The sequence below is a fragment of the Niallia laureatilytica genome (assembly GCF_046613985.1).
Classification (GTDB): Bacteria; Bacillota; Bacilli; order Bacillales; family Cytobacillaceae; genus Niallia.
In genome coordinates, this window is the sequence record NZ_JBKKHP010000001.1 from 335,027 (window position 1) to 347,169 (window position 12,143).

Annotated in this window: 11 protein-coding genes; 5 read left to right on the top strand and 6 right to left on the bottom strand. The window is 38.2% G+C overall.

What is annotated here, in order from left to right:
- Positions 1-153 precede the first annotated feature (153 nt).
- From ACLIJJ_RS01655 to ACLIJJ_RS01665, 3 genes are all read left to right on the top strand, one after another.
- Complete coding sequence (locus ACLIJJ_RS01655; RefSeq protein ID WP_233314735.1) at positions 154-729, top strand: TetR/AcrR family transcriptional regulator; 576 nt, start codon at positions 154-156, stop codon at positions 727-729.
- A gap of 68 nt (positions 730-797) precedes the next feature.
- Positions 798-1,811 carry a quercetin 2,3-dioxygenase gene (locus ACLIJJ_RS01660; protein ID WP_251645491.1) on the top strand — a complete coding sequence of 338 codons (1,014 nt, stop codon included), beginning with the start codon at positions 798-800 and terminating at the stop codon, positions 1,809-1,811.
- Positions 1,812-1,843: 32 nt separating this feature from the next.
- Positions 1,844-3,220, top strand: coding sequence for an MFS transporter (locus ACLIJJ_RS01665; protein WP_233313559.1), 1,377 nt, complete (start codon positions 1,844-1,846; stop codon positions 3,218-3,220).
- Positions 3,221-3,264: 44 nt separating this feature from the next.
- Here ACLIJJ_RS01665 and licT read toward each other — a convergent pair whose 3' ends face one another.
- The 3 genes from licT to ACLIJJ_RS01680 form a co-directional block, all read right to left on the bottom strand.
- Complete coding sequence (gene licT / locus ACLIJJ_RS01670; RefSeq protein WP_233313558.1) at positions 3,265-4,095, bottom strand: BglG family transcription antiterminator LicT; 831 nt, start codon at positions 4,093-4,095, stop codon at positions 3,265-3,267.
- 127 nt (positions 4,096-4,222) lie between these two features.
- Positions 4,223-5,644 carry a 6-phospho-beta-glucosidase gene (locus ACLIJJ_RS01675; protein ID WP_245399873.1) on the bottom strand — a complete coding sequence of 474 codons (1,422 nt, stop codon included), beginning with the start codon at positions 5,642-5,644 and terminating at the stop codon, positions 4,223-4,225.
- Between the two features lie 77 nt (positions 5,645-5,721).
- On the bottom strand, positions 5,722-7,638 hold the full coding sequence (locus tag ACLIJJ_RS01680) for a beta-glucoside-specific PTS transporter subunit IIABC (protein WP_233313557.1): 1,917 nt from the start codon (positions 7,636-7,638) through the stop codon (positions 5,722-5,724).
- 394 nt (positions 7,639-8,032) lie between these two features.
- On the opposite strand from ACLIJJ_RS01680, the gene ACLIJJ_RS01685 reads away from it, so the two are divergent.
- Together ACLIJJ_RS01685 and ACLIJJ_RS01690 are read left to right on the top strand one after the other, a co-directional pair.
- Positions 8,033-8,722: a DUF421 domain-containing protein gene (locus ACLIJJ_RS01685; protein WP_233313556.1), complete on the top strand. Its 690-nt coding sequence runs from the start codon at positions 8,033-8,035 to the stop codon at positions 8,720-8,722.
- A gap of 23 nt (positions 8,723-8,745) precedes the next feature.
- Complete coding sequence (locus ACLIJJ_RS01690; protein ID WP_233313555.1) at positions 8,746-9,174, top strand: hypothetical protein; 429 nt, start codon at positions 8,746-8,748, stop codon at positions 9,172-9,174.
- A 27-nt stretch (positions 9,175-9,201) separates the two neighbouring features.
- On the opposite strand, the gene ACLIJJ_RS01695 is transcribed toward ACLIJJ_RS01690, so the two are convergent.
- From ACLIJJ_RS01695 to ACLIJJ_RS01705, 3 genes are read right to left on the bottom strand one after another with little or no spacing between them, the layout of a single operon-like run.
- Positions 9,202-9,780: a DNA-binding protein gene (locus tag ACLIJJ_RS01695; protein WP_251645488.1), complete on the bottom strand. Its 579-nt coding sequence runs from the start codon at positions 9,778-9,780 to the stop codon at positions 9,202-9,204.
- 22 nt (positions 9,781-9,802) lie between these two features.
- The gene (locus ACLIJJ_RS01700) at positions 9,803-11,521 is read right to left on the bottom strand and encodes a methyl-accepting chemotaxis protein (RefSeq protein ID WP_251645487.1); all 1,719 of its coding nucleotides are present in this window, start codon (positions 11,519-11,521) and stop codon (positions 9,803-9,805) included.
- Complete coding sequence (locus ACLIJJ_RS01705) at positions 11,518-12,042, bottom strand: hypothetical protein (RefSeq protein WP_251645485.1); 525 nt, start codon at positions 12,040-12,042, stop codon at positions 11,518-11,520. Before ACLIJJ_RS01705 ends, ACLIJJ_RS01700 begins: the two co-directional genes overlap by 4 nt.
- Between the last annotated feature and the right edge of the window lie 101 nt (positions 12,043-12,143).

The following is a 12,143-nucleotide window of genomic DNA, read 5'->3' on the forward strand; positions in this document are numbered from 1 at the left end:
AAGCCGACTGAAATAACCAGCGGTTTAGGTACATTTTTTTTTATAAAACTCAGAAATAGCTTTAAATGGAGAATTGCTTCTTTGACAATAGCTTATCTATTTTCTATAGTTAGGTAGGACTATTCTCACAATTGAAGGAGGAGGAAAATAATGATGGAGACGAAATTAAATTCCCGTGACAAAATACTGCAAACAGCTTCTCGGCTTTTTCAGCTGCAAGGTTACCACGCGACAGGCATGAATCAAATTATCAGTGAAAGCGGACTGCCAAAAGGTTCTATTTACCACCACTTTCCTCAAGGAAAGGAATCATTGGCAATCGAAGCCGTCCACTATACAAGCAGTTACATTGAAAGAAAGCTGCAAACGATTATGGATGAAATAAATGACCCTATTGAAGCAATTCAAGCGTTTATTGCCGATACTTCAAGTCAATTTGAATCACCTGAACATATTGAAGGAATTCCGATCGGATTGCTGGCAAGTGAAACGGCACTTATTAGTGAGCCGTTGCGTCTTGCATGCGTTGAGGCATTTGCAAAATGGGAAAGAATTATTGCTGCTAAACTAGTGCAAAACGGATACAACCAAGATTATGCATTAAAGATGGGCATGCTGATTAATTCCATGATCGGCGGGGGGATTATGCAGTCGATAACCCGTAAGGACAAAGCACCATTGCTGGCCATCAGTGAAATTATTCCACAAATTTTTAACAACAAAGGGTAGAATTTATTATCCCTTTGTATTATGATACTAGACAGACCGGTCTAGTCAATTACAAAGGAGATAAAAGCATGAACTTATTAAAAGAAACAGGACTACCAACAGAAAAAAAACCTTATTTACTAAGAAGCGGTGCTGGGGAACATCGTCTCTTCGGCAGACAAGTTGCCACCATAATGGCAGATTCACCTAGTACAGATAATATTTTTGGGATGGTGATGATTACTGGAGGTAAAGAGGATTCCTTTCCTTCTCATATCCATGAAAACACACATGAAGGAATATTGATTTTAAGCGGCAGACTGGAAATAAAGCTTGATGGCATCAAGTATTTGCTTACAGTTGGCGACTATGCCCACATACCTGCTGGAACTGTGCACAGCTATGTTATGAAAGCCCACAGAACAAGATTTGTCTCTTATACTGCCAATGGTGAAATCGCAGAGCTTTACCGAATTATTGGTAAACCCTACAACCAACCTGAATATCCGCCAAATGTTAATAGTGACATCCCAACTGAAGTTTTGCTGGATGCTACTTTACATACAGATATACAGTTAAAAAAACAGCCTGACATAACTTCTGAAGTAGCAAGTGTCACGAGCCTGCCTGACAGAGCAATTCCCTATGTTATCTACTCAGGTGAAGGAGACCGTCTTTTGACAGGAGATCAGCTTCATCGCATTATTGCATCACAAAAAAATACAGATGGCCAATTTATTATTGTTGCTTCAGACGGGCCTGCTGGTGACAGGATTGTTGAACATTATCATGAACATCATACGGAAACATTCTTCTGCCTTGAAGGGAAGATGACGATGTGGGCTGACGGCCAAGAGATTGAGATGCTTCCAGGAGATTTCCTTCATGTTCCAGCAGGCACCGTTCACTCCTATCGCCTAGACTCTCACTATACTAAGATGGTCGGCTTGCTCGCTTCTGGTTTATTTGAACCATTTTTCCGCATTCTTGGCGACGATTTTGAGCATTACACCTTCCCAAGTGAAGCGATGCCGCTTCGTTTCGACCGGGTTATCGAAAACTTAGATGTTCTTGATCTAAAAGTGGTCAACAAACCAAAATAAATAGCTAATAAACGATTAAAAGGAGAAGAAAAATGGTTGTCGCTGTAAATAAAGAAAAACAAGGTATAGACAGGCTGGTAACAGTTCTTGTTTTTGCATTAGTTATTTCTGTCATGAATTCCACTATGTTCAACATGGCCATTCCTTCTATTACTAGAGAGTTCAATCTGCTGCCAACAGAGGCAGGCTGGATTGTGACAGCTTACATTATTATTTATGCAATCGGGTCTGTCATTTATGGAAAGCTGGCTGACAAATATATGCTAAAAACATTGCTAACCTTTGGTTTATGCACTTTTGCAGCAGGGAGCATTCTCGGTTTTGCAGCAAGCAGCTTTCCTTTGCTTGTTGCAGGCCGCTGTCTGCAAGCGATGGGAGCATCTGTCATGCCAACTGTGTCAATGATTATTCCCACTCGCTACTTCAATAGTGAAAATCGAGGACGAGTATTAGGTTTAACATCTGCTGGCATGGCGTTAGGAACGGCGATCGGTCCAATTGTAGCTGGCTGTGTGACTAGCTTCTTTAATTGGCATTATTTATTTATTGTCTCCTTGCTGTCTCTTGTTACCTTGCCGTTTTTCCGCAAATACTTACAAGAAGAACAACAGCAGAGATATGGAAAAATAGATATGGTCGGTGCTGCCTTCCTTGCTGGAACACTCGCTTTTCTGCTGCTGGCTATAACACAAAGCTCCATTTGGTATGCTGCTTTATGTGGTTTATTTTTTATGCTGTTTCTATGGCGGATTCAATCAGCAAGAGACCCATTTGTACAGCTTTCTTTATTCAAAAATAAACAGTTCTCCTTAGGAATTGTCATTTCTGGACTTTGTTCAGGAATCGGCTTCGGAATTCCCTACTTGACACCGTTGCTGCTGCAGGATGTTAATGGACTGTCACCGATTTTGAGCGGCTTGTATATGTTTCCGAGTGCCTTACTTGCAGCAAGTTTAGGGCGAAGCGGCGGAAAACTTGCTGATTTAAAAGGGAATCATGTTCTTACTTATATCGCTCTGCTCGGTTTCTTTGTCGGCTACAGCATCCTTTCCATTGTGGCAGGCTTGTCACCGTATATTATTATGTTTGTACTAATGTTTGCTTGTATCGGGCAAACCTTTATGCAAATTGCCTTGTCCAATACTGTATCAGGCACACTCGTAAAAGCAGACGTTGGTGTCGGAATGGGGATTTTAATGATGACGAATTTTATCTCTGGTGCTCTTTTCACTACATTAATGAGCAAAGCGCTCGAAAAAGGCAGCTTTTCAGTTCAGCTGAATCCGCTCCTTCAAGCACAAGACAGTTTAAACTACAGTAATATTTACACAGTGCTTACTGTTTTAATTATTATCGTCACATTCACTTACCATTTCCGCTTTAAAAGATATAGTGCGGTGCGTGGATAAATAAGAGTATACAAAAAAGGAAGGCTAAAAAAGCCTTCCTTTTGCTATCGACTAACTAGCCTTTGAACATGAATAGCTAAATACAGCTTTTCATTGTTTGTAATATCGTAGTCGAACTGTTTCTTTATATATTCTGAGATTTTTTCTGTACATTCAACACTTCCTGGATGTTTCTGTTTAAAAGCATCATATAAAAATGAATCATCATCCGCCAAGTATGTTTTACTGTACAGCCGTTGTGCAAAAAACTTCAAATGGGTTAGAAACCGGAAATAGTTCAGCGATTCTTCATCAAATTCCATTTTATAATGATATTTAACAATATTCATAATATCCTGAATGACCTTTGTTATGTTAGCAATATTAGGCATTTCCTCACTTAAACCAGCATTGACAATATGCATTGCAATAAAGCCAGCTTCATCTTCCGGCAAATCTACTCCCAGCTTTTGTTTTACGAGCTGCAAAGCTTCCTTACCAATTGTGAACTCATCTTTGTAAAATCGTTTGATTTCCCATAATAAAGCATTGGTAATGATATGTCCTTTTTCTATTCTATCAACAGCGAAGTGAATATGATCTGTTAAGGAAATATAAAAACTGTCAGTAAAGCTTCTGCCGAGCCTGTCTTTAGCAAGCTTAATGATTTCTTCTGTCACTTCCATATATTCAATGGGGACTTCATAAAGAAGGGTCTTGAACTTTTGCGATATATCTTTATTCTTCAGCTCAAAAATCTTTTCAATTTTTTCTTCATCCACGATATCTCCTGGCTTCTTCTGCCAAGCGAGCCCCTTTCCAATAATGATGAGCTCTTCCTGCTTGTCATCAAGTACACTAATGACATTATTATTAAATACTCTGGTTATTTTCATGTAACCACCTATTCGTTTAATATCGTATGTTTCTCTTTATTATAATAGAAAAAGTGATCTAAAAGGACTATTTTTCGAAAATTCAAAAGAAGGAAAGCAACCTTCTGCTTTCCTAAAATGATGCTGATTATAGATTTTCACCGTTTGCAGCGATAACCTCTTTATACCAGTCAAAACTCTTTTTCCGTGATCTGGCAAGCGTGCCGTTTCCGTCATTATCCTTGTCCACATAAATATAGCCATAACGCTTTTTCATTTCTCCTGTTGATGCACTTACAAGGTCGATTGGTCCCCAGCTAGTATAGCCAAGCACTTCCACACCTTCATCTATTGCTTGAGACAGCTCTTTTAAATGCTGACTTAAATAATCGATGCGGTGGTCATCCGAAACTTCCCCATTATCTGTGGGAACATCAATAGCTCCTAAGCCATTTTCCACAACAAACAACGGTTTTTGGTAGCGGTCATATAATTGATTAGCTGTAATGCGGAAGCCTTTTGGATCAATTGTCCAGCCCCATTCTGATTTTTGGAGAAACGGATTTTCAATGGAACCGAACACATTTCCTGAAGTAGTCTTATTGATTTCTGGGTCTGTGCTTGTTGTTCTGCTCGCATAATAGCTGAAACCGATATAATCTACTGTATTGTTAAGCAGAATCTCTTCATCTTCTGCTTCCATTTCAATCGTAATATTATTGTCTTTAATGAATTTTTTCGCATAGCCTGGATATTTACCGCGGGACTGAATATCAATAAAGAAGAACGAATCACGGTCTTTCTCCATTGCGTCAAGAACATCGTCTGGGTTGCAGCTGTAAGGATATGTCTGTCCTGCAGCAAGCATACAGCCGATTTTTGCATCTGGAATAATGTCATGGCAAGCTTTCACAGCAAGTGCACTTGCCACAAGCTGATGATGTGCTGCCTGGTATTTCACCTGCAACTTATCCTCACCCTCTTTAAACACAAGGCCAGCTCCAACAAACGGCAAGTGAAGTAGCATGTTGATTTCATTAAAGGTCATCCAGTACTTTACTTTATCTTTATAGCGGTTGAACAAAGTTGTTGCATATTTTTCAAAGAACCCGACAAGCTTGCGGTTTCTCCAGCTGCCGTAATTCTCCACCAAGTTAACAGGTACATCGAAATGAGCGATTGTCACAACTGGTTCAATGCCATGCTTGTTCAACTCATCAAACAAATCATCATAAAATTTCAAGCCAGCCTCATTCGGTTCGGCATCGTCACCATTTGGGAAAATCCTTGCCCAAGAAATCGATAAACGCAATGCCTTGAAGCCCATTTCGGCAAATAAGGCAATATCCTCTTTATAACGGTTATAAAAGTCAATTGCTTCATGTGATGGATAGAACTCACCCTCAATTGGTTCATAAGAAGTCAGATTACCCATCATAATGTCAAATCTTTTTTGACCCGTCGGCAAAAGATCAACTGTTGTTAATCCCTTTCCATCAGCAAGATATGCTCCTTCAGCTTGGTTTGCAGCAATCGCGCCGCCCCATAAAAATCCTTTTTGAAATGCCAAAATATTTCTCCTCCTTCATATTTAACGCTGGTTAAGTAAGGAGCTGATTCCTTCCTTACTTAACCAGTCTTTTTCTTTTATTTTACATCTAGTTTCAATAACTCATCCACTGTAGTGACTTGTTTTTTATTCGTCAGCTCCATGTTGAAATCCTTGTAGTTCGTCACAACAACAGGAGTTGTTAACAACTTGCCAGCTTTACGGATTTCTTCCATGTCAAACTCAATCAACAGCTGACCTTTCTCGACATATTCCCCTTGTACTGTATGTGCTCTGAAATGCTTTCCTTCAAACTGAACAGTATCCATTCCGATATGAATTAAAATGTCAGCACCAGAATCTGTTGTAATTCCTATTGCATGATTTGTCGGGAAAAGAGCTGAAACTGTACCAGATACTGGTGCATACAGCTTTCCTTCAGTCGGTTCAATTGCTAAGCCATGACCTAATGCACCAGTTGAAAATGCTGCATCTTCTACTTCAGATAATAATTTCACTTCTCCGTTTAAAGGACTTGTAATTACTTCATGCTGTACAACCGCAGCTGCTACTTCATTAGAAGCTGCTTTCACTTCTGAATTTGAGCTGTTTTTCTGTTCTTTACCGATTCCGCCAAACAAGTATGTTAAAATGAAAGCAACTACGAATGCCACAACAATTGCGATTAATGCACCCCATAGATCCATACCAAGCCCATCAGGACTGATGTAAGTTGGTATTCCGAATATCCCAAGACCGCCAATAATGTAACCCTTTACATTAGCGAATCCTAGAACAGCTCCACCTGCAGCAGCACCAATACAGCTGATGATAAATGGTTTTTTCAATGGCAATGTAATACCATAAATAGCAGGCTCTGTTACACCGAATACGCCGGAAATAAATGCTGGAATGCTCAATGATTTCAATTTTTTATCTTTCGTTTTAATTAAGATGGCAAGAACTGCACCTATTTGTGCAAAGGATGCTGCAAATACTGTTGCAAGAATTGTATCGAAGCCCATTGTCGCCACATTGTTGATCGCAATTGGCACTAAGCCCCAGTGAAGACCGAAAATAACGATTACTTGCCATAGTCCGCCAAGCAAAATCCCTGCAATTAATGGACTTAAGTTATAAATGAATAATGAACCTGCACCGATCAAACTGCTTGCCCATGTTGCAATTGGGCCGATAACCATAAATGTTATTGGAATGACAATTAATAATGTTAATAATGGCACTACGAATGTTTTAATAACATCTGGAATAAAGGAACGAAGCCATTTTTCCACTTTTGCTGCAAAGAATGTAGACAAAATAATTGGTATAACCGATGATGAATAAGACATTAAAATCACTGGAATTCCTAAAAATGTTACATAAATTGGTGATTCAAACATGGTTCCTGCAAATACTGTGTAAAGCGGGTCACCTGTAGTTAGAGTTGAAAGGGTCGGATACACTAATGCGGCTCCGATTGCCATACCGATGAATGGTGTACCGCCGAACTTTTTGATTGCTGTATAACCTAAGAAGATTGGCAAGAAATAAAACAGAGCATCACCAGCTGCATTTAAGATTTGATACGTGCCGGATGTGTTTGTCAGCCAACCAAGTGCGACAAATAGTGCATTAAAGCCTTTGATCATCCCTGATGCAGCTAAAACTCCAAGGACTGGTGTAAAGATGCTTGAAATCATATCAATAAAGCGGCTGAATAGGGAACCTTTTGGTCCTTCCTCTTCATCAACTTGCTCTTGACCTTGAAATCCACCTACTGTGACTACAGCTTTGTATACATCTGGTACATGGTTTCCGATAACTACTTGATATTGCCCGCCGCTTTTCATCACTGTGACAACATCATCCATATTTTTTAGAACCTCTGTATTTGCCTTGCCTTCATCCTTCAGCTTAAAGCGAAGGCGTGTAATACAATGGACTACATTGGAAACGTTTTCTTTTCCACCCACATTAGCAATAATATCTTTTGCCAGCTGCTCATATTTCATTTTTGACCCTTCCTTCTTTTATCTATTTTTATATTTTGCCAAATAAAAAACCTGAGCCCACTAAATCACACTATTAACAGCGTGTTCTAGTCAGTTCAGGTTATGCCCACTTAAGGTAACATTCCATCTAGGAACTTTTATTAAGTTGTTATTTGATAGGTTAAATTTATCATGAGAACGATTACATGTCAACGCTTTCAATAAAAATATTTTTGTAACTTTACAGATTAGTTGCATTATTGAGAATAGATTTATTTGTATTATCATTTTTCCAGTTATTTTATGTATATTTTTAAAATTGGGTCGCAATCTATTTGTAGGGATAAATAGGCATTTCTTGAGCATTCCTTGTATGCTGGACTTGATTAGAACATATTGAATAATAGGTGAGAACATGTTTAAGGATATAGCAATCGAATTGAGTGTCGGCTTCATTACACTGCTGCTTATGCTAAAAGTACTCGGTAAAATACAATTTTCCCAAATAACACCTTTCGATTTCATTACAGGAATGGTATTAGGAAATTTTGTAGGTGATTCGATATTCGATGAAAGAACAACTGTTTTGGAAATTATTTTTAGCATTTTGCTCTGGGGACTGCTTATTTACATAGTTGAGTTTTTAACACAGAAATCATTTGTTTTACGCAGCTTTTTTGAAGGCAAGCCGTCCATATTGATTAATAAAGGTCATATAGACTATAAAAAGTTAAAAAAAAATCATCTCGATCTCAATCAACTGCAGCATCTGTTAAGAAAACAAGGATATTTTTCTTTATATGAGGCGGAGTATGTCATCTTAGAGCAGGATGGTAATATAAGTGTGGCACCTAAGCATCGTTACGCCACACCCACAAAAGAGGATTTACATATTGATGAACAAAAAGTCCAGCTTTCTTATGCACTCATACTTGATGGAAAAGTGGACAAGCAAAATTTACAGGAGCTGGGCTTTGATGAAAACTGGCTTAAGCTGCAATTATCTCAGCTGCAAATAAAAGATTATAAAGAGGTCCTTTATGCAGAATGGCAGGAAGACAGCGGATTACAACTATCGAAATATGAATATTCATCAAGTACTTAATTTTATTTAGGAAGGTGATTATATTGAAAAAAATGTTCATGTTGCTGCTTTTAACAATACTCCTTTATAATGGTGACCTTGTGTCTGCAAAAACAGAAGAGAAATCTGAAAAAGTAGATGGGTATTTTACAGCGGAGGATATCTTATTTTCTATTATTGAACCAAAATTAATCAGAATCGTACATAATCAATACGACAAAGACATGATCGTTAATCCAGTTAAGGTTGAAGATGTTGCCATGATGCAAAAACAGATAGAAAAAGGCAAATATAACGGCTGGTTTGAGGTTAAGCTGTCCGTATTAGTTGGCGAACCTGATGGCGAAACGAATATGGACACCGTCATTTTAGAAATTGATGCACCTAATATTGGCGGAACAGCTCCTCGGCTCGAAAAAGATGGGGTAAGCGGCATTGAGATCAAGCTTGTTAAATATTATAAAGGAAACTAAAAAAGGGCTGCCTCGCTGGCAGCCCTTTTAACCACTTTTTCTAATGCCCTTAATTAGACGTGAATATCTCTTTTCTACACTAGATTCAGACCTGTTTAATAGCTTGCTAATCTGTTTATAGGTTAATCCCTTTTCAATCAGCACATGCAGCTTTTTTAGCTCGCTTGTTGTCCAATGACGGTAGCGAACACTTGTTCTCGCCGCTTTTATGTTGCCAGACACCCATTCAGGCAGGGTTGAAAAATCTTTTTTTGACAGCTTCGTAAAGTCAATTAAGCTTTTATTCTGTTCGGCCCATTCCCAAAAATTCTTCATTTTAATGAGAATAAATTGCTTTTTATATCTCGTTACCCTCGTAACTGTCTTAAGTCCATATGCTTCCCAGCTTACAACCGTTTTCGTCGTTACGCCAAGCTTGTTTGCGAGTTCTCTTGCCGTTAACATGCCTGTCTGCTTCCTTGTTGCACCAAGACCAAGGCGGCTCAGTTTGTTGGAAACTGCTCCTGGTGTCCGCCCGAGCTCTTTTGCAATTGCAGTCACTGACCTTTGTCCAACTAATGTTTGTAGAAGATTAATTTCTTCCGCTCTCCATGGTTTTTTGCTCATACATTCTCACCAAACTTTAGTTTTAGATTTTAAATTGCTTAATAAGATTGTTTAATTCTTCTGCAAGCTGAGCCAGACTAGTGGAGGAAGAAGCAATTTCCTGCATGGATGCGAGCTGTTCTTCTGTCGCGGCAGTAACATTTTGCGTGCCAGTCGCAGTTGTATCCGCAAGTGATTTAACTTCATCAACAGATGTGTGCACTTGTTCGTTTGATGCAAGCAACTTATGGACTAGCTGCTTTTCTTCCTCTATTTGCGGCGTCACATCAGAAATAATTGTTTCAATATTAGTAAAATTAACACCAACTTCTTGGACGACCACTAAACCTTCTTGTACTTCCTTTGTAGCCTGATTGACCATGTACATTGTTGAATCTGTATCCTTTTGAATTTGGCTGACAAGCCTGGAGATTTGCTGCGCTGAAGCCGCGGATTCGTCTGCCAGCTTTTTTACTTCCTCGGCGACTACACCAAATCCCTTGCCAGACTCCCCTGCCCGTGCTGCTTCAATCGCAGCATTAAGCGCTAGAAGGTTCGTTTGGCCAGCAATACTAGTAATCACATCGTTAATATTGCCGATTTCCTTTGATCTTTCTCTAAATTCCTTGAACGATTCAGCCACAGAATGAACGGTATGATTAATTTGTGTCATTTGACCGCTGACTTTATTAATCACTTTTCTTCCATCAGCTGAAACCTCTGCAGCATTTTGGACGTTTTCTGTGATAACCTCTGTATTGGCAAGAACTTGCTTTGACATGACTGCATTATCGTCGATGATAACAGAAACATGATTCATATTGCTCGCTTGTACTCCGCTTGCTTCCGAGACATCTACAATTGTAGCGGTAATGAACTCACTCGCCTTCGTATTCTCCTCTGCGCTGGCACTTAATTGTTCTGCTGCCGCAGCCACCTGCTCAGACGTAACTTTTACCTTCATCATTATGTTATTTACATTTTGAATCATGTTATTAAATGACTTGCTTAAAAAGCCTAATTCATCCTTTGCCTCATACGTTCCTTTCACCGTGAAATCACCTTTTTCGACTTCTCCTAGAAGCTTGACAATTTCTCTAATCGGCACATTTATTGCTTTAACGATGAACAGACCAATCACAAAGCTGGTAATTGCTGATACGCTAATGGTGATGATGAGAAGGATGGTTACCTTTTTTTGCATATTTATGGAATCATGATATGCCTGTTCTGACTCTGCTTCTAATAAGCTGGTAATTTCGTGCAACAGACCGTTTACTTTCTTTCTAATTGATTCTGCCTCTTGTAAAAAAATAGCATAAGCTTCCTTGTTTTTATTTTTAACTGCCAGTTCTATTATCTTGTTATTTGTTTCAATTAAGTCCCCTCTTGCTTTCATATAATCAGCAAATAGAAGATTCACTTCTTTCGTATGATTATATTCGGATGAAGGAAATTGTTTTGTTAACTGCTCCTGGTCTATTTTCAATAAATTTAAGTTATCTATATATTGTTCATTCAAGCTATCATCACTCGCAAGCATCAGCTTAAAAATTTCCATATTAATCATTAAGCTTTTAGTTTCCATATCGTGTATTAACTTAATCGGCCCAAGGTTTTCTTTAAAAATAATCTCAGAACTTTCTGATATCTTATTTATAGTGACAATACTGAATACTCCGAGTGCTATTAATGGCACAAAAAAAGTGACAAACAGTGTCAACAATTTGTTTTTAACTTTTATATTTTTGAAAATTTTCATTTTCCACACCTTCCATTATTATTCATACTATTAAAAATATTTCCTTCACTAATGGTCTGATAGTAATCTATCAAATTAATAATCGTAAACAGATTCTGATTGAATTCTATTGTTCCTTCGCAGAACGCTCCATAAGGCATATCCAAAGCCGTTTTTTTAATACCATTTTCCTTTAAATACTCAATATAAATAGCATCGTCGATTACAAATGAAAGATATTGATCGCCAACATCATACACAACAAGTTTTGAAGAGGAAGATAAATCAGATTTCTTTTGGAACAAAAGTTCACTTGTATCAATGATTCCTGTAAGCAGCTCTTCTGCTTCTTGATTAGGATTAATTGTTAATAGCGGCGTGTATTTAAGCTTGGTAAAACCAATAAACCTGGAAGAATCCTTTATCGTTCTATTAAAAAACTCAGAGTCTTGAATGGAATCTGTCAAACACAATGTTTTCATATTTTTCAGTGACAAGGCGAAAAAGTCCTCTCCTATAAGAGTCAATAAATAACCAGTCATTCGTAACCTCCTATAATTTTTAAAATAATGAATGAAAGCTTAATAATATCCTTTTCAAATGTCTGCTCCTAACTGCTTGGCCAGCAGATAAGCTTCATGTG

Excerpts from the sequence above, each read along its gene's own strand:
- ACLIJJ_RS01655 (WP_233314735.1), top strand. The coding sequence starts at position 154 with ATGGAGACGAAATTAAATTCCCGTGACAAAATACTGCAAACAGCTTCT.
- ACLIJJ_RS01660 (WP_251645491.1), top strand. The coding sequence starts at position 798 with ATGAACTTATTAAAAGAAACAGGACTACCAACAGAAAAAAAACCTTAT.
- ACLIJJ_RS01665 (WP_233313559.1), top strand. The coding sequence starts at position 1,844 with ATGGTTGTCGCTGTAAATAAAGAAAAACAAGGTATAGACAGGCTGGTA.
- licT (WP_233313558.1), bottom strand. The coding sequence starts at position 4,095 with ATGAAAATAACCAGAGTATTTAATAATAATGTCATTAGTGTACTTGAT.
- ACLIJJ_RS01680 (WP_233313557.1), bottom strand. The coding sequence starts at position 7,638 with ATGAAATATGAGCAGCTGGCAAAAGATATTATTGCTAATGTGGGTGGA.
- ACLIJJ_RS01685 (WP_233313556.1), top strand. The coding sequence starts at position 8,033 with ATGTTTAAGGATATAGCAATCGAATTGAGTGTCGGCTTCATTACACTG.
- ACLIJJ_RS01695 (WP_251645488.1), bottom strand. The coding sequence starts at position 9,780 with ATGAGCAAAAAACCATGGAGAGCGGAAGAAATTAATCTTCTACAAACA.
- ACLIJJ_RS01700 (WP_251645487.1), bottom strand. The coding sequence starts at position 11,521 with ATGAAAATTTTCAAAAATATAAAAGTTAAAAACAAATTGTTGACACTG.
- ACLIJJ_RS01705 (WP_251645485.1), bottom strand. The coding sequence starts at position 12,042 with ATGACTGGTTATTTATTGACTCTTATAGGAGAGGACTTTTTCGCCTTG.